Source organism: Bradyrhizobium sp. SPXBL-02 (genome assembly GCF_051853065.1).
Lineage (GTDB): Bacteria > Pseudomonadota > Alphaproteobacteria > Rhizobiales > Xanthobacteraceae > Bradyrhizobium.
Genome location: NZ_CP182474.1, coordinates 7,143,085 through 7,165,146, shown reverse-complemented (window position 1 = coordinate 7,165,146; position 22,062 = coordinate 7,143,085). Strand labels below are relative to the sequence as shown.

Below are 22,062 nucleotides of genomic sequence, written 5' to 3'. Positions count from 1 at the left end.
CAATGTAGTTTGGTGAGACATGCGGGATCTAAAGGAGTTTAGCGCGCAGGACCTGCAAAGACGGTTGGGCGAGGTCCAGGACGCGGCTCTTGTTGCGCCGATCGCGATCACACATCGCGGTCGCCGGCGGCACGTCATGATGTCCATCGATGAATTCAACCGCCTCGAACAAGCCGCCAGCGCAAGCGTCTACAGGATCGGAGAGCTGCCCGGCGATCTCGCGGAAGATCTGGCTAATGTCGAGATGGATTCCCGGCATGACCATCTCGACAAGTTGCTGGATTAGGTGACGGCTTGCGCGAGCAATTGCCGACACCCGAACCGGGCATGGTCGTTCGCTTCGATTATCAATGGGCCGATCGCAAGCAGCCCCGGAAAGATCGGCCAGCCTGTGTCGTTCTCGTCAAGGTGCGGCCTGACCCCCCGACCGCATCGGGAGGGTGATGAGCCTGCCCGTCTCGACGAAGTCATTTACCTACCGGTCAGCACCAAGCCGCCCCGCGCAGATCAGGCAGCTGTTCGTATCCCCGATCAGGTTCGACGTCATCTCGGGCTTCCCGGCGAATCCTGGATCGTGATCTCCGAGTGCAACGTCCAGTTCTGGCCGAACGATTTGTCGCGCGTTCCAGGATCTGGAAGGTGGCTATACGGATTTCTGCCTCCACGCTTCTTCCGTAGCGTTCGCGACCGGCTCGTCGAAGAGTTGAAGAGCCAGCGATTGAAGATGGGGAATGTGCGCTATCTGCCGCCGCGCACGAGGTCGTAGGTGTCCGACGCTCGAAGCAAGGCTGCCGTCGGATGGATAACACTTCGTTTCATTTTACCTTGATTCCGTTTGTGGGTTTCCCCGGTTTCACGGCGCCGCTATCAGTGCGGGCTGATGGCCATTTGAGCGTGCTCCATGCATTCCGTCGCCCTGCTGACCGCCAGCTACGCCAAGGATATCGAACGTTTTTCGCTGCTGAGCGAGAGCATCGACACCTGGCTGACGGGCTACACGCGGCATTATGTGCTCGTTAACGATGAGGATGTGCCGCTGTTCGCGCGCTTCGCGTCCGACAGGCGGGTCATCGTTCCGGCCTCGCGGTATCTGCCGAAATGGCTGTTCGCGCTGCCGCCGCCGCTTCAGTTCATCAGCAAGCGGCGCGTCTGGCTATCGCTGCTGTCGTCGCCCGTGCACGGCTGGCACATCCAGCAGATCCTCAAGATCGCTGGCGTCCTCAATGCGCCCGAGCAGCGCCTCTGCATCCTGGATTCGGACAATCTGTTCTTCCGCGAATTCGACGTCGGCCAATATGCCGGCGGCGAGCAGACGCCTCTGTTCGTCACGCGCGAAGCGATCGGTGCCGACCACCCCCTGCATGGTCTGTGGCTGCGCACGGTCGATCAGTTGCTCGGCATCAAGCAGCGCACCTTCCCGGCGGACGATTATGTCGGCAACGCGCTGGTCTGGGACAAGGACACCGCGCGTGCGATGACGGACGCGATCAAGTCGGCGACGGGCCTGAGCTGGGCGCTGGCGCTGTGCCGGAAGAAGAAATTCTCCGAGTATTTGCTTTACGGAAACTTCGTCGCGACCTCGCCGGAGCACCTGGCGCGACATCGGGTCACCGAAGACAGCATCGCGGTCTCGCACTGGGACGACACGCCGCTCGACCGCACCGCGATCGAAGCGATGATGCGCACGGCCTCGCCCGAGCAGGTCGCGCTTTGCATTCAGTCCTATTCGTCGACCTCGATCGACGACATCCGCGACGTGTTCCGTCTCTCATCAAGCGACCGACGCGCGCCGAGCCTGGCTCCCGATCACATCGGCGACGTGGCCGCGTTCGAAACGCCCAAGACACGCTGATCTCTAAGTATCTTTCGTGAACTTGCTGATGACGTCCATGAACGGCTTCGGCTTGAACTCGCCGTCGAGCGGAAGCGGGCGGTTCGGCTGCTTGTCCGCGCGGGCGAAGGTGCCGTTGATCCAGCTGTAACGGTCCGAGAGGCCCCAGGTCAGGATCGAGCGCACCGGGCCGCTCGCGGAAACGGCGGTCAGCAGGTCGTCGACGCGCTTGGCGACGACGGCATCGCGCTCCGCAGGACTTCCCGCCAGCTTCTGGTCGTCGACGTCGAGCTCGGTGATGAGCACCTCGAGCCCCCAGGAGCGCAGCTCGGTGACGAAGTCGGCGAGCCCGTGCGTGTCGATCTCGAGCTCGGCATGCAGATGCGATTGCAGCCCGACGGCGTGGAGCGGAACGCCCTGATCGAGCAGGTCCATGATGAGGTTGCGATAGGCCGCCCGCTTGGCGATGAAGGAATCCTTCGCCGATTCGATGTCATATTCGTTGATCGCGAGCTTGACGAAGGGATCGGCCGCGGCGGCCGTGCGGAACGCCAGCGCAATCCAGCTCTTGCCGAGATGCTGCGTCCAGAACGTATCGCGCCGGTCGGTGATCCCCTTCGGATTGTCCGGGATCGGCTCGTTCACGACGTCCCACGACGTCAGCTTGTCCTTGTAGTAGGAAACCACGGTGCCGATGTGGTCGAGATAGGCGCGCTCGACGCCCCTTCTGTCCTTGATCTGCTTGGTCCAGTCCGGAATGTCGTGATACCAGGCGAGTGCGTGGCCGCGCATGGTCAGATCGTTGTCGCGCGCGAAATCCAGGATCGCGTCGGCGCGCTCGAAGGCGAACGTATGGGCGTCCGGCCGCAGCATCGGCCATTTCAGCTCGAGCACTGGCACCACCTGCGTGCAATAGGTGCTGATGGCCTCGCCGAGCCGCGGATCGGCTTGCAGGTCCCACAGCGTCGCCGCAGCGCCAAAGCCGGGACGGCGCTGGGCGCGTTTCGAGGCCGGCACCGCGGACGCAGATGCGCCCGCAGCAAGGGCCGCGGCGCTGCCGAGGAGAAATTCGCGTCTAGCGAGCCTGGTCACGTTTGGACGTTCCTTCTGCAACCAACGCGCCTTCGTACCAAGCGGTGCGGTGAACCGCCCGGGTTTCATGGCGTTCGGTTAACTCTGCAGCAGGGCGGGTAAAAAGGGACCCGGAAGCGAAAAACGCCGGGAAACATGGTTTCTTTTCCCTGATCCATGCGCCCGTTCAGCACAGGGCAAATTTAACGCTAACGCGCGAAAGCCGCTCCAACGCCGCATTCGCCGCCCGATCTGCAGACTTATGTGACACTCTTGAGGGATGCTGCGGCGCAGTTCGTTCGCCCGCCAAGATCCAATTGGATCGAGCCTCGCCACACTCGCAAGACCGCTGCCGGTCCCGTGCTCGCATGCTGAACCGCCATTTCTCGATTTATCTCGTCGCCTACATCCTGCCTGCGGCGGTGGGCTTCTTGGCCGTCACGGCCTATACGCGGCTGCTGAGCCCGGCGGAGTACGGCGTCTATGTGGTCGGCATCAGCCTTGCGGGCATTCTGGGTGCGATCTTCTTCGCCTGGATCAAGCTGTCGGTGTCGCGCTATCAGGCGATGTCGGCGGAGGTCGATTTTCGCGGCACGGCGATCGTCGCCTTTGCCCTGACTGTCGCGGTGCTCTGCGCCACCACGCCGTTGATTGTCCTGTTCCGCAGCGATGTCAGCGTCGAGCTGCTGCTCGCCAGCATGTTCGTCGCGATCATGGCCAACGCGGTCGATGTCGGCCAGGAGTTCGAGCGCGCCAAATTGCGGCCCTACCGCTTCGCGGCGATCTCGATCGTGCGCAGCGTCTCCAGCGTCGGCTTCGGTCTGCTCGGCATCTGGCTCGGCTGGGGTGGATTGGGACTGCTCGCCGCATTCGGTTTGGGGTCGCTCGCCGGCATCATCCTCAATCTCGTCGGCGACCGCACCAGGATTGCGCGCTTCCAGCGCAGCCAGTTCATGCAGCTGGCGCGCTATGGCCTGCCGCTGACGCTGGCCGGCCTCTCCGTCGCAGTTTATTCGGCCTGCGACCGGCTGATCGTCGCCTATCTGCTCGGCAAGGACGCTGCCGGCATTTTCGGCGTTGCCGCCGATCTGCCGCGCCAGTTCATGGTCATGATCGCATCCAGCGTCGCCGCCGCGACCGTGCCGCTGGTGTTCCGGTCCTTGTCCGAGAATAACGGCGAGACGACGCGGGAGCGGCTGACCGAAAGCCTCGAGCTCCTGCTCGTCGTCGTGGCGCCCGTCGCGGTCTGGCTTGCGCTCGCCGCGGACCAGGTGGCCGGCACGCTCGTCGGCATCGACTTCCGCGCCGGCGTCTCGGCGCTGCTGCCGACCCTGGTGCTCGCGCGGCTTTTCGGCATCGCCAATCAGTTCTACGTGCAGATCAGCTTCCAGCTCGCCGAGCGGCCGTTCATGCTGGCGGCGCAATCCTTTCTCACGCTGGTGGTCAGTGTGATCCTGATGTTCGCGCTGATCGGCGGCTACGGCCTGTACGGCGCGGCGCTGGCGACGCTGGCAACCGAGGCGATCGGCTTCCTCGTCGCACTCGTCCTGATGCATCGGGCCCATCCGGTCCCGTTCGAGCTCAATCGCCTCGCCGGCGTTGCCGCCTCCGCAGCCGCGATGGCGGCGGCAATTCTGCTGGCGCGCTCGCAAGCGGGCGGCACCGGCCTCGCATCGCTCGTCATCGTCAGCCTCGCCGGCGGCCTTGCCTATGCGGCTGCGGCCTGGCTGCTCAATGTTGCGAACGTGCGAACCTTGTCGCTGCGTGTACTGCGAACGCTGAACCGCAAGGCGTTGGGCGTCTAGCCGCCGTGGGCGGCTGATCGGACATTCTGCCGCAGTGGTCCAGACCAGCTTCGGGCCAGCCTCGGCTGAAGGCCGCCTTCCGCCTGGGCGAGGCGTCGTATATGAGAGATTTGCCGCCGGAAGTGCCGAATCTCGCCACAGAGGGAACGTAAGGCGGCTGCGATTTCTTAATGCAATGACTCCAATCTGGCACGTGAGCGACACCAGCCGACTGGCAGTTCGACCGAGGATGGCATGAAAAACCGATCGACGACGGCGCAATCCATCAGGGCGGTGGGGCGCCGGGGGCCTGCCGGAATCATGGCGCTCGTGGCGGCGGCGACCCTTGCAGCGGTGGCCCCGGCGATTGCGGCCAAGCAGCCGCGCCAGGTGGCCGAGGCGGTGGCGCAGCGTGTGGCTGGCGAGCCGATCATGGCGATCGTGTCGATCAAGAGCCAGCAGGTCACGTTCTACGATGCCGATGGCTGGATCCTGCGCGCGCCGGTATCGACCGGCACCACGGGCCGCGAGACGCCGGCCGGGGTGTTCGCCATCGTCGAGAAGGAAAGGGAGCACCGCTCGACGATGTATGACGATGCCTGGATGCCGCATATGCAGCGCATCACCTGGAACGGCATCGCCCTGCATGGCGGACCGCTGCCCGGCTACGCCGCCTCGCACGGCTGCGTGCGCATGCCGTTCGGCTTCGCCGAGAACCTGTTCGACAAGACCTATCTCGGGATGCGCGTGATCATCTCGCCGTATGACTCGGTCCCGACCGACTTCTCTCACCCCTCGCTGTTCGTGCCGAAGCCGGAGGCCATCGCGGCCGTGCCTGCTCGGGCCGACAAGCTCTCCGCCGAGGCCGAGGAGGCCGCAAGGGCGGCCGACGAGGCCAAGAAGGCTGCGTCCGCCGCCGCGAAGGAAGCCGCCTCGCTCCCGGCCGCGCTGCGCAAGCTGGAACAGCAGAAGGCCCGCGCCGATGCCGAGCTTGCCTTCGCCGACAAGACGCTCGCGAATGCCAGGAACGATCAGGCCCGCGCCAAGGCCGAGGAGCTGAAGCAGAAGGCGGCAGCCAAGGCTGCCGACGCGGCGACGCAGCTCGACGCCGCCAGGGCCGCCGCGCAGCCGAAGCGCGATGCGGTGGCCGCGACCAAGGAAGCCGCGAAGACCGCTGCGGCCAGAAAAACCGAGGCCGTCAAGCTGGCGACCGACGCAAAGCTCGCCGGCGAGCCGGTCTCGGTCTACGTCAGCCGCGCGACGCAGAAGCTCTACGTGCGGCGGAACACGCACAAGCCGGCGCCCGACGGCGGCGGCGAGGTGTTCGACACCAGCATCGAGGTCCCCGTCACGATCCGCAATCCCGAGCAGCCGATCGGCACGCATATCTTCACGGCGATGGCCAAGACCGGCACCGGCTTGCGCTGGAGCGTGGTCACGATCGAGAACGGCGACGAGGCTCGCAACGCGCTCGACCGCATCACCATCCCGCAGGACGTGTGGGACCGCATCGGGCCGACCGCGTTGCCGCGCTCCTCGATCATCATCTCGGACGAGCCGCTGAGCAGCGAGACCAATTACCGGACCGAGTTCGTCGCGGTGCTGAGCAACGAGCCGCAAGGCGGCTTCATCACGCGCAAGCCGACCGCGCCTGCGATGATCGCGAGCGATGACGGCTGGGACAATAACGGCTTCGGCTTCTTCTTCCAGCAGCGCGATCCCTACGTCCAGCCGGCCAACCCGCGCCGGCGCAGCCAGTACCAGTATTATCAGCCGGCGCAGCCGATGCAGCGGGGCTTCTGGTAAGGACGCGCCGCGTCGGCCGACGTCCGCGGCTACGGGCGGGCCTCGATCACGATCGCCTGGATCTTGCCCTCGACCGGACCGGACCCATGGCGCGTCCGGATCGTCTCGGCAACGATCTCGGTTGCGGCCTGAAGCTTGCCGGCATCCCGTGCCTCGATCTCGCTGCGCAGCGGCGTGCCCTGGCAGAGCGCAATGGCGACGTACTCGGCTGACGGCGCGCGGCTGATTTCGGATCGGGTTTCGATCGATATGTCGCGGAAGCCCGCTCGTTCGAGATCGCCCCTGATGACGGCCTTGTCGTGATAGCCGTGCGGCGTCCGGATCATGAAACGCGGCGGATCGTCGGGAAACAGCTTTCCGAGCGCGGCCGTGGCTTCATGCGTCAGCACGTTGTCCTCGATGCGATCCCAGACATTGAACACGAACGTGCCGTCGCCCTTCAGGACGCGCTTCACCTCTCCATAGGCCTTGATGCGGTCCGGAAAGAACATCGCGCCGAACTGGCAGCAGACCACGTCGAACTCGGCATTGCCGAAGGGCAGGGCCATCCCGTCCGCCTGGCGCCAGGTGATGCGATCGTCATCCGACTGGCGTTGCGCTGCGACCGCGAGCATCGGCTCGTTGAGATCGGTTGCAACGTAGCGAACGCCGCGCGGCAGCGCCGCCGCCACGGCACGCGTCACGGCGCCGGTGCCCGCGGCGATCTCGAGCAATACGGAGGGAGAGCGTGCGGCGACGCGCCGAGCCATGTCCTCCGCATAGACGGCGAAGATCATCGGGACGAGATACTCGTCGTAGATTTTCGGAATCGAGCCGGCGAAGACCTTGTCAGTGTCGGGCATGCTAGCCTCGCTGAAGGTTCGAACACGAGGTGCAGGCTACCATGGTTTCCCGCCAGGGCTAGCACCTCGCGGTCGATAGCGGCCTGAGCGGGATGTAGCTACGCTCATCACACCCGCAGCCGTCATCCCTGCGCAACTGCGAAGCAGTTGTCGCTGGAGGTGCTCGCCTTGCGATGCATCGCATCGCAAGGTGAAGCCTCGAAGGATGGGCCACAGACGCTTGCAGCTCATCCTTCGAGGCGCGCAAGGGCGCGCACCTCAGGATGACGGAGTGCTGTGGATAGATAAGATCGCAGGCTCATCGCCCGTGCGACCGCGCACGACAAACAAGATGGTCGAGCGAGATGTGCCCCGGCCCGTAAGCCATGAGGGCAAGTGCCATCGCTGCCCAGGTGAGGTGGATCGGCCAGCCATCGGGCACCGTGAGCTCGACGATCACCGTCATGAACAGCAGCCCGAGCGCTGCGAACCGCGTGCCGAGCCCCAGCACCAGCAGGATCGGGAACATGATCTCGCCGCAGCCCGAGAGGAAGGCCATCACCGTCGGTGCCGGAAAGTGATAGGGCCCGCCCGGCAGATGCAGCATGAATTCGTCGCTGAACAGCGTCACCGCGGTGTCGTTGAGCTTGAGGAAGCCGCCCCATTTGAGCAGGCCCGAGCGCCAAAATGGCACGGCCAGCGCGAGGCGCAGCACCAGCTGGACCAGCGATGGCGTCGCGAGCGTCTGCACGAGATGATTGGCTCTGTCGATGATTGCTCCGGGCGAGGGCAGGCCGCTGGCGGTCGTCATGTGCTGGTCCGTGATCATGATGGGTCTCCGCAACAGAGCGAGGTGAAGGCGCCGGCTTCCATCAGCCCGGCGATGTTCGCGGCAATGTCGAATTCGCTTGCAGTCTCCAGCGCCGCCGCCGCGGCCTCGCCGAGCGGTCGCCCTGACATGAGAAGGTGCGCGAACACCGCGCCGCCGGGTGGCAGGCGGCGCATGGCGACGTCGAACGCGCCTCGCGTGATCAGGGCATCCTCCGGCGTCGAAGCATCGATCCGCATGACCGGTGCGTTGTCGCGATTGGCCGCAAAGATCGTCACGGCGGCGTAGTCCGAACGCAGGCATTGTGCGGCCGGGTGCGGAATGAACACCAGATCAGCCAAGCGATCGGGTGTCACCGCCACGAGCCGGGCCGGCGACAGCGGGGTTGCGTCGGCGGCGTGATAGGCATCGAGCCAGGCCCGTTCGAGACGCGCGACGTCGGCGAGCCAGGGCATATCTTGCGCATGCTCGTAAGCTTCGATGAACTCGGCGAAGTCGCGGCCGTATTCGAACAGCAGCGGCGATGTCGGCGGATGGCTGCGCACATGCAAGCGCGCCATCGCGCGGAAGAAGTCGGTGCCGGTGATGCGCTGCACCGCCGGATAGATCGCGGCCAGCGCGTCGATCAGGCTGACCGTGACGTTGTTGCGGTAGACGTCGTAGCGCCGGCCAGCGGCTTTGCCGTTGGGGCCGGTGACCAGCTCAGGCGTGCTGCGTGCCGGATCCAGCAGCGCCGGCGCGAACGATGCAGCAAAGGACAAGCCGGGTTCAGGCAGCATGACGGTCTGCTGCCATTGCTGCGGACTGACGGCGGTCGAGGATCGCCTGTGCAGCAGCGGCCTCCGCTTGCAGCACCGGCCAGTCCGGAATCTTGCTGTCCCATTCGATCAGCGTCGGCACCGGCCCGCGGCGTTGGATGACGATTTCGTAGAGCTTCCAGACGGCGTCCGCGACCGGGCCGTCGTGGCTGTCGATCAACAGCAGGTCACCTTCGTCGTCGGCCTGCTCGGCATGCCCGGCGAGATGAATTTCCTCGACACGCGACAGCGGGAAATCAGCGAGGTAGTCGAGCGCCGAATATCCATGGTTGGTCGCGGAGACGAACACGTTGTTGACGTCGAGCAGCAGGCCGCAGCCGGTGCGCTCCGCAACGGCGCGGATGAATTCGGTCTCGCGCATCGAGGATTCGCGGAAGGCGAGATAGGTCGACGGGTTTTCCAAGAGCAACGGCCGGCGGAGCGCCTCCTGCACCTGGTCGATGTGATCGCAGACGCAGGACAGCGTCGCTTCGGTATAGGGCAGCGGCAACAGATCGTTGAAGAAGCTGGTCTCATGTGTCGACCAGGCGAGGTGCTCGGAGACCAGCGCGGGCTGATAGCGCGCGACCAGGCCGCGGAAGCGTGCCAGATGCGCCTTGTCGAGCGGCCGGGGTCCGCCGATCGACATGCAGACGCCGTGTAGCGAGAGCGGATGATCGCGGCGGATCGCCTCCAGCGCGCGATGCGGCGGCCCGCCGGCGCCCATGTAGTTCTCGGCGTGGACCTCGAAGAAGCCGCGCCGAGCCTTCGCCTGGAGGATTGCCGGGAGGTGCTCGGGCTTGAAGCTCGTTCCGGCAACGCCGCCGATCGGCGTTGCGAAGCGGAGCGGCAGCGCTGCTGGCAGGGCCGGCTTGATTGTGCTCATCGTGCTGCTCCGTTCGCCCTTCCCGTTGCGCCGGCCGTTACACCGGCTTGAGCGAACCCTTCTTGCCGCCCGGCAGCTCGATGCTGGTGCAGGTGCCGCCCTGGACGAATTTCCAGGCATTGCCCTGGTAGTCGGCGGTCGAGGTGCCCTGGCAGGTCGTGCCCGGTCCCGCCGCGCAATCGTTCTGGCCCTTCAGGGCGACGCCGAAGCACTTCTCCTTCTTGGCGGCGACGGCGGCATCGGCTTCGGCCTTGGTCAGAGGGCCGGCGGAGGCAAGGGTTGCGAGCGCGGTCGACACCGCACCGGCGAGGACGAGAGAGGTCACGGCATGTTTGACAGACATCAGAGGTTCTCCTGTTCGAAGTGGCATCGCCTGGGCGGGGATGCGCGCATGGTCTCCTTCGCTCCGCGCGCCGCCCGCGTTACGGCGGGCTGCTCACGAATCCGTGAGACCGAGTGGGTCGGGCGCACGGGCGGTGCGCTTGGGTGGGGATTAGCGGGCAAGCGACGGCGTAAAGCCAATGCCTTGGCGCTATCGACACGTTAGAGCGAGAGCATTGGATGCGTCCTACCAAACTTGGCAGAGGTAACGGACGGTAGGAAATCTGCGTAGAGCGATGACAGGAGCCGTGCCCACCCAAAGGCGGATACAACCATGAACGTCGATCCCGGACGCCAGCTTCGTGCGATCGCAAGGATGACGGTGAGCATCCGCCTTGCTGTGTCCGCGCTGGTCCTCACGGCGATCCTGCTGACCGCGGCGCTTTCCAGCCTGCTGTGGTGGCGCACGGCGGAGGCGGCCAGCCGGCAGCTCGCCTCGACCATCAACGAGCAGATCGTGGCGGCGGTGCGCAAGGAAGTCTCGGCCATCGTCGACGAGGCGCGGGCCGCGCACACCGCGATCCGCACCCTGTTCCTCCAGAACGTGCTCGACACCCGCGAGGCCGACAAGCGCGAGTTCGTCTTTCTCTCGCAATTGCAATCGCAGGCGACGATTTCCTGGGTCGCGTTCGGTTGGCCCGACGGCTCCTTCTTCGCCGCGCACAAGCTCGGCGATCGGCGCCTGGAGATGATGGAGATCTCGCTGACGGATCATCCGGGGCAGCGCCGCGTCGACGAATATGACGTGGTGCCCGGCGACATCGAGTTCGCCAACCGCCGCTTCGAGCCGACCGATTTCCGCGTCGCCGATCAGGCCTGGTTCAAGGCCGGCCTCGGCGCGGACGACCCGCAATGGTTCAGGGTGATGGACCACGCGACCGGCGAGCGCCCTTCGATCGCTTTCGCCGGACCGATCGACGTCTACCAGGAACGGCAAGGTGTGCTTGCCGTCATCATCGAATATACCAGGCTCGCGCGCTTCCTGTCGCAGCTGGAGGTCGGGCGCACCGGCACGGCCTTCATCGTCGACGGCAGCGGCGAGCTCGTCGCAGCGCCCGACAAGGACGCCGACGAGCTCCATCCGGCGCGCGGCGACACGACGCTGCTGCCGCTGGCGCGCGCAGCGCTCGACCAGGCGGGGGAGGCCGGCCGCAAGGATGCCTGGCGAAGCCGGCTCACCTCGGGCGGCGCGGCCTATGAGGTTGCGCTGACGCCACTGCCGTTTCCCGGCTGGTCGCTCGCGACCGTGATCCCCGAGGCCGAATTTCTCGGACCGGTCGAGACGACATTGCACCGCCTGATCCTCGGTCTTGCCGTCGGCGCCGTGCTCGCGGCGCTGGCCTCGGCGATGCTGGCGCGGTCCGTCATCGCCGCGCCGCTGTCGCGCGTCGTCGGCGAGCTGCGCCATGTCGAAGCCTTCGCGCTGGAGCAGGTTCGTCGCCATCCGTCGCGGCTCAAGGAGATCGCGAGCCTGTCGGGTGCAATCGCGGAGATGGCGGCCGGCCTGTCCGCCTTCCGCAAGTTCATCCCGGCGGATCTCGTCCGCGGCCTGCTGCGCCAGGGTGTCGAGGCCCGGCCCGGCGGCAGCATCCAGGAGCTGAGCGTGATGTTCATCGACATTGCCGGCTTCACCGGGCTGTCGGAGCGGCTCGGCGATCGCGTGGTGCCGCTGCTGTCGCGCTATCTCGACCTCACCTCGGAGATCATCGTCGCCAACGGCGGGACCATCGACAAGTTCATCGGCGATGCCGTGATGGCGTTCTGGGGCGCGCCGCAGCCGCAAGACGATCACGCCGCGCGATGCTGCCGCGCCGCGCTCGCCTGCCGCCTTGCGGTCGAACAATCGGGCCTCGTCGACGATCTCGGCCAGCCGCTCCAGATCCGCATCGGCATCAATTCCGGCCGCATGCTGGTCGGCAATATCGGCTCGGAGCTGCGGCTGAACTACACCGTGATCGGCGATGCCGTAAACGTTGCGAGCCGGCTCGAAGGCGCCAACAAATCTTACGGCACGCAAATCCTGATCGGCGCGGCGACCGAACGCCTGGCGCGCGGCGCCGTCGTCACGCGCGAGGTCGACAGCATCGCGGTTTACGGACGCGAGGAGGGGCTGTCCGTTCACGAGCTGATCGGGATGGTGAACGATAATGCGGCGGGCAGCGGCACGATCGGCTGGATCGCGGATTACGAACGAGGTCTCGCCGCCTATCGCGCGCGCCGATTTGCCGACGCACTCGCCGATTTCGAGGCCGTGCTGAGGCAACGCGGCGACGATCGTCCGGGCGAGCTGATGCGTGACCGCTGCCGCCGGCTCGCTGCAGCTGCGCCCGACGTCACATGGCGGCCTGTGGCGGCATTGACGTCGAAATAGCCGCGCGGATTTTGCGACGTCATGCGCGTGCCGCGCATTCCGCAGGCCGAGCCCTTGAGCTCGCCGGGGCCCTATTGTAAGGGATCGCCTGGGTCTGCAGTTCACCCAGGCGTCAGCGTCCCGCGAAGCTTCTGCGTCATCTCAAGGCCCGGCGCACCCGAGGCGTGGAAGGCGCGACATGACCGCAAATCCGGATGCATTGCCGCTCGCCGGGCCTGCTCCGGTCTCGGTGCAGACCTCCCGCGGGATCGTCCAATGCGCGGTCGCAGGCGAGGGGCCCGCCATCCTCGCCATTCATGGTGGCATGGGCGGCCACGACCAATCCTGGCTGCTCGCGCGAGCGCTCACTTCGACGCTCGGCGACAAGCGGGTGGTGGCCGTGTCTCGCCCGGGCTATCTCGGCTCGCGCCTGGAGCTCGGTGCCTCGCCCGACGAGCAGGCTGATCTCTATCGCGAGCTGCTCGATGCGCTCGGGATCTCCAACGTGGCGGTCGTCGCGGTCTCGGCCGGCGGCCCCTCGGCGCTGCAATTTGCCGCGCGGCATCCCTCGCGCTGCCGTTCGCTGGTGCTGGTGTCGGCCTGCACGGGACGACTGCAAACGCCGCCGGACATCGCCGGGCGGCTGCGCATGATGCGCCATCTTGCGCGTCTTCCCGGATTGCCTCGGCTCCTGAAGTGGCGGGCTGAACGCAATCCGCAATCCGGTGCGCGCCGCGCGATTCCCGACCACGCGATGCGCGAGCGAACCTTGCGCCATCCCGAGGCTGGCCTGCTGTTGCGCACCTTGCAGTCGAGCGTGCTCGAGCGTCTGCACGCCCGGATCCCCGGGACCGTCAACGACATCGCGCAATTTGCCGCGCTGGAGCAATTGCCCGCAGGAACGGTCTCGGCGCCTGCTCTCGTCGTGCACGGCCGCGCCGACGACGTGGTGGCGTTCTCGCATGCCGAGAACGCCTGCCGCGCAATCCCGCAGGCGAAGGTGCTGGCGCTCCCCGACGGCGGTCACGTCTCGCTGTTCACGCATCTGGACGTTGTGCGCAAGGCGGCCGCGCCGTTCCTGGACGGGCGCGACGATGCTCCGCAACCTCATCGCATCAGGGGACTCCATGAAGGCAACGCTGCTCAATCCTGAAAGCTACACCCGCTCGCCGTGGAAGAATGGCGGCGGCATCTTCACCGACATCGCCGACGCTCATCGGGCCGATGCGCCGCGGAAGGACTGGGACAGCCTGCTCTGGCGCTTTGCGTCGACCCCGATTCTTGCGCCCGGTCCCTTCTCCCATATGCCCGGCATCGACCGCTTGCAGATGGTGGTCGAGGGACGCGGGCTGGTGCTGAAGTCGCCGACGCGGGACTTCGACGAACGTGAACCTTTTACGACGGTGCGTTTCACCGGCGAGCTCGAGATCGTGACCGAGCTCGAGGCGGGTCCCGTCGAGGTCGTGAACCTCATGGCGCGGCGCGGTGCGGCGGAGATCGACCTCCTCGCGCTGAAGGAGCCCGGCGAAAGGCCGCTCGCCACCGGCACGCATCTGGTCTACGCCCCGCGCGGCGAATGCCGCATCCGTCTCGACCATGAGGATTTTGCGATTCCCCGCACCGGCACGCTGAAGCTCGAGCTGGCCGGGCCGTCGCAGCTCGTGCTCGTCTCGGGCCTGGCGGTGCTGGGGTCGATCCGGCTTTTGGGGTAGAACTTCAGACCAATGCGCACAATCCGTGCAACTGGCTAGGTTGACGCCGCTCGGCCGGCGCACGATATCTGCTTCGTTAAAGACCGCAGCTCGAGGGGCAGGATATGAATGCGCCAGATACATACGCCCCCACGCAGGCCGACGGCGTCATCGACTGGCTGACCAACGGTACGCGCGACGAGCGCTACATCGACGACATCTTCGCGCAGATGTGCATCCGCCTGCAGCAGGCGGGCATTCCGGTGCAGCGCGCGACGCTCCATGTACTGATCAATCACCCGCAATGGCTGGGCGCCCGGATGATGTGGTCCGACGGGATGCGCGAGGCGGAGATTGCGCTGGTCGACTACGACGTGCGCGAGCGATCCGAATATATCGGCAGCGCCGCCAACGAGATCCATGACGGCGCCGCCGAGGTGCGCGAGCGGCTCGCGCAGGATTCCGCGCATCGCCGCAAGCACGCCCTTTATGACGAGATGCGGGCCAAGGGCCTGACCGACTATGTCGCCTGGCCGCTCTATCATACGCTCGGCAAGCGCCACATCGTCACTTTCGCGACCGCCCGGCCCGGCGGCTTCGAGGACGCCCACATCGCCGGCCTGAAGAAGCTGCTGCCGGTGCTGGCGCTGGTCAGCGAGATCCGCGTCAAGAATCGCCTGGCACGCACGCTGCTGGAGACCTATGTCGGCACGCATGCCGGCGAGCTGATCCTGGCCGGCGCCACAAGGCGCGGCAGCGGCACGACGGTGCGCGCGGCGATCATGATCTGCGACCTCAGGGACTTCACCAAGATCTCCGACAACTGGCCGCGCGACGACGTGATCGACCTGCTCAACGACTATTTCGACGCGATGTCGGAGCCGATCGCGCGGCACGGCGGCGAGATCCTCAAATTCATCGGCGACGGGCTGCTCGCCATCTTCCCGCTGCATCAGCCGAACGCCTGCGCCAATCTGCTGCACGCGGTGGGGGAGGCGAGGGGAGCCATGGCCGCGCTCAACGAGCGGAACAGCGGAAGCGGCCGCGCGCCGCTGAATTACGGCATCGGCGTCCACGTTGGCGACGTCATGTACGGCAATATCGGATCGGCCAGGCGGCTCGACTTCACGGTGATCGGCCCGGCCGTCAACATGGCCTCCCGCCTGGAGACACTGACCAAGACGCTCGGCAGGAACGTGCTGCTGTCACGCGATTTCGCCGAGCTGGTCGAGAAGCAGTTCGCGCTGGAGCATGTCGGCAGCCACGAGGTGCGCGGCTTCAACGCTCCGATCGAGCTGTATGCCTATCCGGCTCGCGCTACTTCCGGTTAGTTCCGCTGGTGTTCGGCAGGGCCTGCTGGCCGCCCTGGGTTTGCCTGGCCGGATCGTTGTCGCCCGGCCTCATCGTTGACGACTTCGCCGGTGCATTCGCGCCGCCGCTGTTGGCGTCCGACGAGGTATTGAGGCTGGAGGCGCCCGCGCCGGTGGTGCCGCCGGTGCCGGTCGAATTGATGCTCGAGCCCGTCCTCGACGCACCCGCGCCGCTTTGCGCGAAGGCGGAAGGGGACGAGGCGAGAGCCGCGATGAGCCCTGCGATGACGAGTACTTTCATGTCCGCTCCTGTGCTCGGCCCCAGGCGGCCCCGACCCGGCGGTCCGGGGGCGGGGCTTTGAGCCGGGGCCGCCATTTGCCGGAATGGTGAGACGCCGGCGAAAGGCCAATGCGCGGCAGCGCGTGGTCGTTCCAAATCCTTCGGCGGCCGCAAACCCGCTGAACTACGCCGACCAGCGATCCTGCTCTTCCTGGTGCGCGTGCTCGTTCAGCCGGTCGGCGAGCTCGTCCGCGATCTGCTCGGTCTCGGCCGAGGCCACCGGCTCGCCCTTGTGGGTCTTCAGCTTGTCCTTGTCGGCTTCAATCGGAAAATCGTCGGGTGTCAGTCCGGTCGTCTTGTTCATGGCGCGCCTCACTGCATCCAGTTGCGGAAAACACACGAGGCGGCGTCAGGCGCCGCCGACCGCCCGCGTGATGGTGCCGCTCCCGCCGCAGGTCGCGCAAGGCGCGCCATCGATGCGCCCCTTGCCGTGACAATCGGGACAGACGTCTTCGCCGGTGCCCTTGGTTCCGGGCGGGGCTTCGTCACCGGGATTGAGCGCTGCTTGCGTCGGGATCTTTGCGTCTTGCGCGTGGGCAGCCTTCGTCTTGGTCATCTGCGCCTCCTCGAAAACACCGCAACGCGCCTTGCCGCAGAAAGTGCCAATCGGTTGGCCAGAGAACCGAGCGCCTATTGCCGATGCGGAACTCTCCGAATAGGCTTGGCGCACATCGTCCAACGGTCCTTCCATCGGCCGCGCCTTCATGCCCAAATTCCTCCGCATCGGTGTCCATCAGTCCAACGTCTCCGGATACACGTCGAAGGCGTGGTGCGTCAGGCGGGTCGGCTCGGCGGTCTTCCTGAAATGGGGCGCGGTGGAGGTGCATGGCACAGGTGCTGCGCGCAAGGTCTATTGGTCGCGCCTGCCGCAGGAGAAGACCGTTCGTTGCGGCAGTGCGCAAGCCGCGCAGGACTACACCAAAGCCGCGATCGCGCGGCGCCGCAGCCATCGCTATGAGCCGCTGACCGGCGCGATCGCGAACCGGCGGCCGTCGGCCGCGCGCGGCGCCGAGCTCAAGCAGGCGCTCGCCACCATCCTGATCGTCGACATCGTCGGCTCCACCGCGAAGGCGGCCAAGCTCGGCGATGCGCGCTGGACCAAGGTGATGGGCCACTATTACGCGGCGGTCCGCAAAGAGCTGAAGACGTGCGGCGGCAAGGAGGTCGTCACCACCGGCGACGGCGTGCTGGCGACCTTCAGGAAGCCCGCCGCCGCCATCGCCTGCGCCAGCGCGATCCAGAAAGCCGTGCGCACGCTCGGCCTCGAGATCAGGGTTGGCCTGCACACCGGCGAATACACCATCAGCGGCGGCGAGATGGTCGGCCTCGCCTTCCACATCGGCACCCGTATTGCCGCGAAAGCGCGCGCCGGCGAGGTCCTGGTGTCGAGCGCGGTGAAGGAGCTGATGACGACGCAAGCGGCGATCGGCCTGCGCGATCACGGCGTGCACCGGCTGAAGGGGGTGCCGGAAAGGTGGAGGCTGTGGCGGGTGGAGGGGTGAGGGCGGCTCTTTGCCGAGCCCCGAGGTTTCATTTCGGGAACCGAGATGATCGACGTCCCAGTGTTTCCGACATTCCGTTAAACCTAAAAATACCAAGCGCCTTTACGGGTCCTTCGCCACTCCTGCCCTAGCCTTCACGGCGGCTGGGGCAAATTTAATGGGCTTCTTCGCGCGGCTTCGCGACTCCTTCTCCGTGGGCGACACGAGCGATCCGCTCGGCCGTGCGCTGCTGGTCGAACAGTTCCGGGTTTTGCGCAAGCAGGTGCCCGTTCTCTACGCCATGCTCCTGGTCAACAGCATCAGCGTCGGGCTGGTCCTTCCCAACACGATATCGGCGTGGCTGCGATTTGCCTTGCCGGCCGCCCTTCTGGCGGCCTGTCTGTTCCGGCTCGCCCAGTGGCTGCGGCTCAAGAAGGCCGATTTCACCGCCGAGGAGGCGTATCTCGAGCTTGCAAGAGTTCGCACCGCCACAGTGGTGCTCAGCTCCGGCTTCGTGATCTGGATCCTGGCGCTGTTCATGGTCGTCGATCCCGGTCTGCGCGCGTCGGTCTCGCTGCTTCTCTTCATGGGCTGCGTCGGCACCGCCTACTGCCTCGGCAGCTTTCCGCCCGCGACGCGGCTGACGATGATCATCGCCGGCGCACCGATCGCCACGCTCCTCTTGCTCTCGGGCGAGGGGATGCTGGTCTCGGTCGGGATCAATCTCCTGGTGTTGCTCGCTCTGCTCGCCCGGATGATCAACACCAATTTCCGTTCCTTCGTGAAGCTGGTCGAGACCCACGGACGGCTGTCCGAGGAGGGTGACCGCGCGCGGGCCGCAGAGCAGACCGCGACCGCCTTCGCCGAGCGCTTCGACCGGGCGCTCAACAACATGTCCCATGGCCTCTGCTTCTTCGACGACGATCAGCGCCTGATCGTCTGCAACAGGCAATATCTCGAGATCTACGATCTGGATCCGAAGCTGGTCCGGCCCGGCATGAAGCTGACCGAGATCGTCGATCTCCGCTATTCGGCCGGCAGCGCGCCGAAGATGTCGAAGCAGGACTATCTGGTCTGGCGCAACAGCGCTCCGGTGAGCGCCGAGAATTCGGATACCACCGTGGAATTGACCAACGGCCGGATCGTGCGGATCAAGCATCGCCCGATGGAGGGCAAGGGCTGGGTCGCCACCCACGAGGATATCACCGAGCGTCATCGAACCGAGATGGCGCTTGCGGAAGCCAAGACTGCGGCCGAGCAGGCCGAAGCCGCCGCCCGCGCCGCTCACACCCATCTGACCGAAGCCCTCGACGTCGTCCCCGAAGGACTTGCCGTTTTCGACAAGGACGATCGCCTGGTGCTCTGGAATCATCAATACGCCGAATTCTACACGGCCAGCCAGGAAGCGCTTGCGGCCGGCACGCCGTTCGAAACCATGCTTCGAACCGGCCTTGCCGCGGGACAATACCCGGACGCGGCGGGGCGCGAGGAGGCGTGGCTCGCCGAGCGCCTCGCGCACCACGCGCTGCCGCACCATTCGCACGAGCAGCATCTGGCGGGCGACCGCTGGGTCCGCGTCGAGGAACGGCGCACCAGCGATGGCGGCAGCATCGGCGTCCGCATCGACATCACCGACCTCAAGCGCCGCGAGGCCTCGTTCCGCCTGCTGTTCGAGGAGAACCCGCTTCCGATGTGGGTGGTCGACGCCAAGCGGCGGCGCCTCATCGCCGTCAATGGCGCGATGTGCCGGCACTACGGCTATTCCCGCCACGACCTGCTCGCGATGTCCGAACGCCAGCTCGAATATTGCGAGCGACAGGACGCAGAGCAGGACTACGAATTGCACAGGACCGCCGACGGCGAGGCTATCCAGGTCGTGATCGAATCCCGGCCGCTGGTCTATGAGGGCCGTCCGGCCCATGTCTGCGTTGCCTTCGACGTCACCGAGCGCAATCGGGCGCAACAGCGGGTGAGCTATCTCGCGGGCCACGACGCGCTCACGGAGCTGCCCAACAGGGCCGCGCTGGGTGAGCATCTCGGCGATGCCATCGAGCGCGCGGAGATCACGGACGGCGCCTTCGCGGTGCTCTGTATCGATCTCGACCACTTCAAGGCGATCAACGACCGCTTCGGTCATGCCGTCGGCGATGCCGTGCTGCGCGAAGCCTCGCGCCGGCTGCAGGAGGCCGCGCAGGGAGCTTACGTGGCGCGCGTCGGCGGTGACGAGTTCATCGGCGTCACCGATGAGCTGCCGCTGCCGGCGACCGCCGAGCTGCTCGCGACGCGCATGCGGGCGCAATTCGAGCGCCCGATCGAGGTCGACGGCCACGCGCTCAAGATCGACCTCTGTGTCGGCGTTGCGCTCTATCCGCGCGATGCGGACAACGCCGCCTCGCTGCTCGCAAACGCCGATGCCGCGCTCTATCGCGCCAAGCACGAGGGCAGGGGAGCCATCCGCCTGTTCACCAGCGCGATGGACCAGCAGCTGCGCGACCGCCGCGCGCTGGAGCACGATCTGCGCCTCGCGGTGGAGCGGGGCGAGTTCTATCTCGAGTACCAGCCGCAGCATCATCGGGACGGCACGCTGATGGCTTACGAGGCGCTGGTGCGCTGGCGGCATCCGTTGCGCGGTGTCATTCCTCCCGGAGAGTTCATCCCGATCGCGGAGCAGAGCGGCGCCATCGCGCAGATCGACGATTGGGTGCTGATGGAGGCGTGCCGGGAGGCGGCGTCATGGGATCAGCCGCTGCGGGTCGCCGTCAACGTCTCCGCGGCCCAGTTCCGCCGCGAAAACCTCGATGCGCAGGTCCGAAGGGCGCTGCGCGAGAGCGGGCTGCCGGCCGCGCGGCTCGAGCTCGAAATCACCGAAGGCGTCCTGATCGAGGAAGTGCCGCGCGCCAGGCGGACGATGCAGTCGCTCAAGTCGCTCGGCATCCTGATCGCGCTCGACGATTTCGGAACGGGCTATTCGTCGCTGTCCTATCTCGAAGCGTTTCCTCTCGACCGGATCAAGGTCGACCGCTCCTTCGTCGCCGCTCTCGGCCAGAGCGAGCGCTCGCTCGCCATCGTCCGCGCCGTGATCGGCCTCGCCCACGGCCTCGGCGTCCCCGTCCTCGCCGAAGGCATCGAGACCGAGGCCCAGATGTCGCTCCTCGTCCAGGAAGGCTGCGACGAGATGCAGGGCTATCTCTTGGGGCGGCCGCGGCGGCTGGAGGCGGCGGCGGAGAAGGTGAGGCGGGCGGCGTCTTAATTGTCGCTCCCGATGTCGGAACCCGGGCCGGCCGTTCGTCTTGAATCCAAGCCGCCTCGAACCGGAGTTCTGCGTAAATGGCCCCGCGCGCCAATTGGAAAGGCTTCCTGAGACTGTCCCTCGTCACCTGCCCCGTGGCGCTCTACCCGGCCACGTCCGAGAGCGAGAAGATCTCGTTCAACCAGCTCAACCGGCAGACCGGCCACCGTATCAAGTACCTGAAAGTCGATGCGGAAACCGGCGACGAGGTGCCGAACGAGGACATCGTCAAGGGCTACGAGCTCGAGAAGGGCCAGTACATCGAGGTCTCCAAGGAAGAGCTCGAGGAGATCGCGCTGGAGTCCACCCGCACTATCGAGATCGACGAGTTCGTCGACAGGTCGGATATCGACCCCCGCTATTTGATCCGCCCCTATTACATCCGCCCCGACGGCAAGGTCGGCCACGACGCCTTCGCGGTGATCCGCGAGACCATCCGCGAGATGGACAAGGTCGCGATCGGGCGGGTGGTGCTGACCAACCGCGAGCACATCATCGCGCTGGAGCCGATGGACAAGGGCCTGGTCGGCACCCTGTTGCGCTACCCCTACGAGGTGCGCAGCGAGCAGGACTATTTCGACGACATCCAGGACGTGAAAGTCACCAAGGACATGCTCGATCTCGCCCGGCACATCGTCAACCAGAAGGCCGGACGCTTCGAACCCGACAAGTTCGAGGATCATTACGAGACCGCGCTGATCGAGCTGATCAACGAAAAGCGCGCCGGGAAGGTGATCCGGCCGAAGGAGCGGCCGAAGGGCGAGAACGTCGTCGACCTCATGGAGGCGCTGCGGCGAAGCGTCGGCAAGGAAGCCGGGAAGCAGGCCGCGCCTGCGAAGGCAGACAAGCCAGCCAAGAAGCCGAGGAAGGCGGCGGCCGGCCAGAAGGAGATGCTGATGCCGATCGCGGGCAAGAAGGCGGCCGCCAAGGAGTCGTCCGCTAAGAAGCCGGCGGCAGGGGCGCGGCGGAAATCGGCATGAAGCATCTTCATCGTCCGCGGTACGCGAAGGTCCTTGCCGGACGCCTCAAAGGCCCTCGTCAGGGCACTCCGGACAGGTATCGCCGATCGAATCGAGGACATCGTTGATCTCAGCGACGGCCTGATCGGCGGCGACGCCGTCCGGTGGATCCTGGCGCGCAAGCGCGACCGCGCGTTTCCGAGCGTGCGGGTCGGCACGATCCTTGGCCCAGCCGTGCTCCTCGCATTCGTTGATCGCGCCAGCCTCCTGCAGCACATGAATGGCCCATCCGCGCAAGGTCCGGATCGCCGGACGTCTTTCCCTGGTCATCAGCATGCGAGATCGCTCCTGCGGGACGAATCCGCGCTACCGCCCGCTCGTTCCCGGCGGTTAGCACGGGTCAGGGATTCCCGAACGGCGGGGCTGATCTTGTCCA

General features: G+C 66.2%; 21 protein-coding genes. 11 read left to right on the top strand and 10 right to left on the bottom strand.

Going from position 1 to position 22,062, the window contains the following annotated elements:
• Nucleotides 1-19 precede the first annotated feature (19 nt).
• A complete protein-coding gene (locus ACNJYD_RS33230; RefSeq protein WP_439364520.1) occupies nucleotides 20-286 on the top strand; it encodes a type II toxin-antitoxin system Phd/YefM family antitoxin in 267 nt (88 codons plus the stop codon).
• A gap of 615 nt (nucleotides 287-901) precedes the next feature.
• Nucleotides 902-1,852: a DUF6492 family protein gene (locus tag ACNJYD_RS33225; protein WP_439364519.1), complete on the top strand. Its 951-nt coding sequence runs from the start codon at nucleotides 902-904 to the stop codon at nucleotides 1,850-1,852.
• A gap of 3 nt (nucleotides 1,853-1,855) precedes the next feature.
• On the opposite strand, the gene ACNJYD_RS33220 is transcribed toward ACNJYD_RS33225, so the two are convergent.
• Nucleotides 1,856-2,923 (bottom strand): endo-1,4-beta-xylanase, encoded by a 1,068-nt coding sequence (locus tag ACNJYD_RS33220; RefSeq protein ID WP_439364518.1) that lies wholly within the window; start codon nucleotides 2,921-2,923, stop codon nucleotides 1,856-1,858.
• A gap of 347 nt (nucleotides 2,924-3,270) precedes the next feature.
• Here ACNJYD_RS33220 and ACNJYD_RS33215 point away from each other — a divergent pair, with 347 nt between their 5' ends.
• Together ACNJYD_RS33215 and ACNJYD_RS33210 are read left to right on the top strand one after the other, a co-directional pair.
• Nucleotides 3,271-4,707: a lipopolysaccharide biosynthesis protein gene (locus ACNJYD_RS33215; protein ID WP_439364517.1), complete on the top strand. Its 1,437-nt coding sequence runs from the start codon at nucleotides 3,271-3,273 to the stop codon at nucleotides 4,705-4,707.
• A 234-nt stretch (nucleotides 4,708-4,941) separates the two neighbouring features.
• Complete coding sequence (locus ACNJYD_RS33210) at nucleotides 4,942-6,492, top strand: L,D-transpeptidase (RefSeq protein WP_439364516.1); 1,551 nt, start codon at nucleotides 4,942-4,944, stop codon at nucleotides 6,490-6,492.
• 29 nt (nucleotides 6,493-6,521) lie between these two features.
• Here the strand turns inward: ACNJYD_RS33210 and ACNJYD_RS33205 are convergent, their stop codons facing one another.
• The 5 genes from ACNJYD_RS33205 to ACNJYD_RS33185 form a co-directional block, all read right to left on the bottom strand.
• Nucleotides 6,522-7,334: a class I SAM-dependent methyltransferase gene (locus tag ACNJYD_RS33205; RefSeq protein WP_439364515.1), complete on the bottom strand. Its 813-nt coding sequence runs from the start codon at nucleotides 7,332-7,334 to the stop codon at nucleotides 6,522-6,524.
• A 298-nt stretch (nucleotides 7,335-7,632) separates the two neighbouring features.
• The gene (locus ACNJYD_RS33200; protein ID WP_439364514.1) at nucleotides 7,633-8,142 is read right to left on the bottom strand and encodes a DoxX family protein; all 510 of its coding nucleotides are present in this window, start codon (nucleotides 8,140-8,142) and stop codon (nucleotides 7,633-7,635) included.
• Nucleotides 8,139-8,921 carry an HvfC/BufC N-terminal domain-containing protein gene (locus ACNJYD_RS33195; RefSeq protein WP_439364513.1) on the bottom strand — a complete coding sequence of 261 codons (783 nt, stop codon included), beginning with the start codon at nucleotides 8,919-8,921 and terminating at the stop codon, nucleotides 8,139-8,141. The genes ACNJYD_RS33200 and ACNJYD_RS33195 overlap by 4 nt, the downstream gene beginning before the upstream one ends.
• Nucleotides 8,911-9,825, bottom strand: coding sequence for an MNIO family bufferin maturase (gene bufB / locus ACNJYD_RS33190; protein WP_439364512.1), 915 nt, complete (start codon nucleotides 9,823-9,825; stop codon nucleotides 8,911-8,913). The genes ACNJYD_RS33195 and bufB overlap by 11 nt, the downstream gene beginning before the upstream one ends.
• A 37-nt stretch (nucleotides 9,826-9,862) precedes the next feature.
• Nucleotides 9,863-10,168: a BufA1 family periplasmic bufferin-type metallophore gene (locus ACNJYD_RS33185; RefSeq protein WP_260382328.1), complete on the bottom strand. Its 306-nt coding sequence runs from the start codon at nucleotides 10,166-10,168 to the stop codon at nucleotides 9,863-9,865.
• A 312-nt stretch (nucleotides 10,169-10,480) separates the two neighbouring features.
• Here ACNJYD_RS33185 and ACNJYD_RS33180 point away from each other — a divergent pair, with 312 nt between their 5' ends.
• The 4 genes from ACNJYD_RS33180 to ACNJYD_RS33165 all read left to right on the top strand — a co-directional run bounded on the left by ACNJYD_RS33180 (nucleotide 10,481) and on the right by ACNJYD_RS33165 (nucleotide 15,578).
• On the top strand, nucleotides 10,481-12,577 hold the full coding sequence (locus ACNJYD_RS33180) for an adenylate/guanylate cyclase domain-containing protein (RefSeq protein WP_439364511.1): 2,097 nt from the start codon (nucleotides 10,481-10,483) through the stop codon (nucleotides 12,575-12,577).
• Nucleotides 12,578-12,755: 178 nt separating this feature from the next.
• The gene (locus ACNJYD_RS33175) at nucleotides 12,756-13,709 is read left to right on the top strand and encodes an alpha/beta fold hydrolase (RefSeq protein ID WP_439364510.1); all 954 of its coding nucleotides are present in this window, start codon (nucleotides 12,756-12,758) and stop codon (nucleotides 13,707-13,709) included.
• The gene (locus ACNJYD_RS33170; RefSeq protein WP_439364509.1) at nucleotides 13,684-14,268 is read left to right on the top strand and encodes a HutD/Ves family protein; all 585 of its coding nucleotides are present in this window, start codon (nucleotides 13,684-13,686) and stop codon (nucleotides 14,266-14,268) included. The genes ACNJYD_RS33175 and ACNJYD_RS33170 overlap by 26 nt, the downstream gene beginning before the upstream one ends.
• A 104-nt stretch (nucleotides 14,269-14,372) precedes the next feature.
• Entirely contained in the window at nucleotides 14,373-15,578 is a 1,206-nt protein-coding gene (locus ACNJYD_RS33165; RefSeq protein WP_212259240.1) for an adenylate/guanylate cyclase domain-containing protein, read from the top strand.
• Here ACNJYD_RS33165 and ACNJYD_RS33160 read toward each other — a convergent pair.
• From ACNJYD_RS33160 to ACNJYD_RS33150, 3 genes are all read right to left on the bottom strand, one after another.
• The gene (locus tag ACNJYD_RS33160; RefSeq protein WP_439364508.1) at nucleotides 15,565-15,858 is read right to left on the bottom strand and encodes a hypothetical protein; all 294 of its coding nucleotides are present in this window, start codon (nucleotides 15,856-15,858) and stop codon (nucleotides 15,565-15,567) included. The two genes, ACNJYD_RS33165 and ACNJYD_RS33160, sit on opposite strands and share 14 nt — an antisense overlap.
• A gap of 163 nt (nucleotides 15,859-16,021) precedes the next feature.
• Nucleotides 16,022-16,201: a hypothetical protein gene (locus tag ACNJYD_RS33155; protein WP_172788175.1), complete on the bottom strand. Its 180-nt coding sequence runs from the start codon at nucleotides 16,199-16,201 to the stop codon at nucleotides 16,022-16,024.
• Between the two features lie 45 nt (nucleotides 16,202-16,246).
• Entirely contained in the window at nucleotides 16,247-16,453 is a 207-nt protein-coding gene (locus ACNJYD_RS33150) for a hypothetical protein (protein WP_210342456.1), read from the bottom strand.
• Between the two features lie 148 nt (nucleotides 16,454-16,601).
• On the opposite strand from ACNJYD_RS33150, the gene ACNJYD_RS33145 reads away from it, so the two are divergent.
• The 3 genes from ACNJYD_RS33145 (at nucleotide 16,602) to ACNJYD_RS33135 (ending at nucleotide 21,647) form a co-directional block, all read left to right on the top strand.
• Nucleotides 16,602-17,399 carry an adenylate/guanylate cyclase domain-containing protein gene (locus tag ACNJYD_RS33145; protein WP_439364507.1) on the top strand — a complete coding sequence of 266 codons (798 nt, stop codon included), beginning with the start codon at nucleotides 16,602-16,604 and terminating at the stop codon, nucleotides 17,397-17,399.
• Nucleotides 17,400-17,556: 157 nt separating this feature from the next.
• Nucleotides 17,557-20,628: an EAL domain-containing protein gene (locus ACNJYD_RS33140; RefSeq protein WP_439364506.1), complete on the top strand. Its 3,072-nt coding sequence runs from the start codon at nucleotides 17,557-17,559 to the stop codon at nucleotides 20,626-20,628.
• A 77-nt stretch (nucleotides 20,629-20,705) separates the two neighbouring features.
• Entirely contained in the window at nucleotides 20,706-21,647 is a 942-nt protein-coding gene (locus tag ACNJYD_RS33135) for a non-homologous end joining protein Ku (RefSeq protein ID WP_212259236.1), read from the top strand.
• Nucleotides 21,648-21,692: 45 nt separating this feature from the next.
• On the opposite strand, the gene ACNJYD_RS33130 is transcribed toward ACNJYD_RS33135, so the two are convergent.
• A complete protein-coding gene (locus tag ACNJYD_RS33130) occupies nucleotides 21,693-21,962 on the bottom strand; it encodes a hypothetical protein (RefSeq protein WP_212259235.1) in 270 nt (89 codons plus the stop codon).
• Nucleotides 21,963-22,062: the final 100 nt, after the last annotated feature.

What these genes read in the sequence shown, in the direction of transcription:
- ACNJYD_RS33185 (WP_260382328.1), bottom strand. Translation starts at nt 10,168, where the DNA reads ATGTCTGTCAAACATGCCGTGACCTCTCTCGTCCTCGCCGGTGCGGTG.
- bufB (WP_439364512.1), bottom strand. Translation starts at nt 9,825, where the DNA reads ATGAGCACAATCAAGCCGGCCCTGCCAGCAGCGCTGCCGCTCCGCTTC.
- ACNJYD_RS33140 (WP_439364506.1), top strand. Translation starts at nt 17,557, where the DNA reads ATGGGCTTCTTCGCGCGGCTTCGCGACTCCTTCTCCGTGGGCGACACG.
- ACNJYD_RS33225 (WP_439364519.1), top strand. Translation starts at nt 902, where the DNA reads ATGCATTCCGTCGCCCTGCTGACCGCCAGCTACGCCAAGGATATCGAA.
- ACNJYD_RS33195 (WP_439364513.1), bottom strand. Translation starts at nt 8,921, where the DNA reads ATGCTGCCTGAACCCGGCTTGTCCTTTGCTGCATCGTTCGCGCCGGCG.
- ACNJYD_RS33170 (WP_439364509.1), top strand. Translation starts at nt 13,684, where the DNA reads ATGAAGGCAACGCTGCTCAATCCTGAAAGCTACACCCGCTCGCCGTGG.
- ACNJYD_RS33160 (WP_439364508.1), bottom strand. Translation starts at nt 15,858, where the DNA reads ATGAAAGTACTCGTCATCGCAGGGCTCATCGCGGCTCTCGCCTCGTCC.
- ACNJYD_RS33145 (WP_439364507.1), top strand. Translation starts at nt 16,602, where the DNA reads ATGCCCAAATTCCTCCGCATCGGTGTCCATCAGTCCAACGTCTCCGGA.
- ACNJYD_RS33230 (WP_439364520.1), top strand. Translation starts at nt 20, where the DNA reads ATGCGGGATCTAAAGGAGTTTAGCGCGCAGGACCTGCAAAGACGGTTG.
- ACNJYD_RS33200 (WP_439364514.1), bottom strand. Translation starts at nt 8,142, where the DNA reads ATGATCACGGACCAGCACATGACGACCGCCAGCGGCCTGCCCTCGCCC.
- ACNJYD_RS33155 (WP_172788175.1), bottom strand. Translation starts at nt 16,201, where the DNA reads ATGAACAAGACGACCGGACTGACACCCGACGATTTTCCGATTGAAGCC.
- ACNJYD_RS33180 (WP_439364511.1), top strand. Translation starts at nt 10,481, where the DNA reads ATGAACGTCGATCCCGGACGCCAGCTTCGTGCGATCGCAAGGATGACG.
- ACNJYD_RS33175 (WP_439364510.1), top strand. Translation starts at nt 12,756, where the DNA reads ATGACCGCAAATCCGGATGCATTGCCGCTCGCCGGGCCTGCTCCGGTC.
- ACNJYD_RS33130 (WP_212259235.1), bottom strand. Translation starts at nt 21,962, where the DNA reads ATGCTGATGACCAGGGAAAGACGTCCGGCGATCCGGACCTTGCGCGGA.
- ACNJYD_RS33165 (WP_212259240.1), top strand. Translation starts at nt 14,373, where the DNA reads ATGAATGCGCCAGATACATACGCCCCCACGCAGGCCGACGGCGTCATC.
- ACNJYD_RS33135 (WP_212259236.1), top strand. Translation starts at nt 20,706, where the DNA reads ATGGCCCCGCGCGCCAATTGGAAAGGCTTCCTGAGACTGTCCCTCGTC.
- ACNJYD_RS33150 (WP_210342456.1), bottom strand. Translation starts at nt 16,453, where the DNA reads ATGACCAAGACGAAGGCTGCCCACGCGCAAGACGCAAAGATCCCGACG.
- ACNJYD_RS33215 (WP_439364517.1), top strand. Translation starts at nt 3,271, where the DNA reads ATGCTGAACCGCCATTTCTCGATTTATCTCGTCGCCTACATCCTGCCT.
- ACNJYD_RS33205 (WP_439364515.1), bottom strand. Translation starts at nt 7,334, where the DNA reads ATGCCCGACACTGACAAGGTCTTCGCCGGCTCGATTCCGAAAATCTAC.
- ACNJYD_RS33210 (WP_439364516.1), top strand. Translation starts at nt 4,942, where the DNA reads ATGAAAAACCGATCGACGACGGCGCAATCCATCAGGGCGGTGGGGCGC.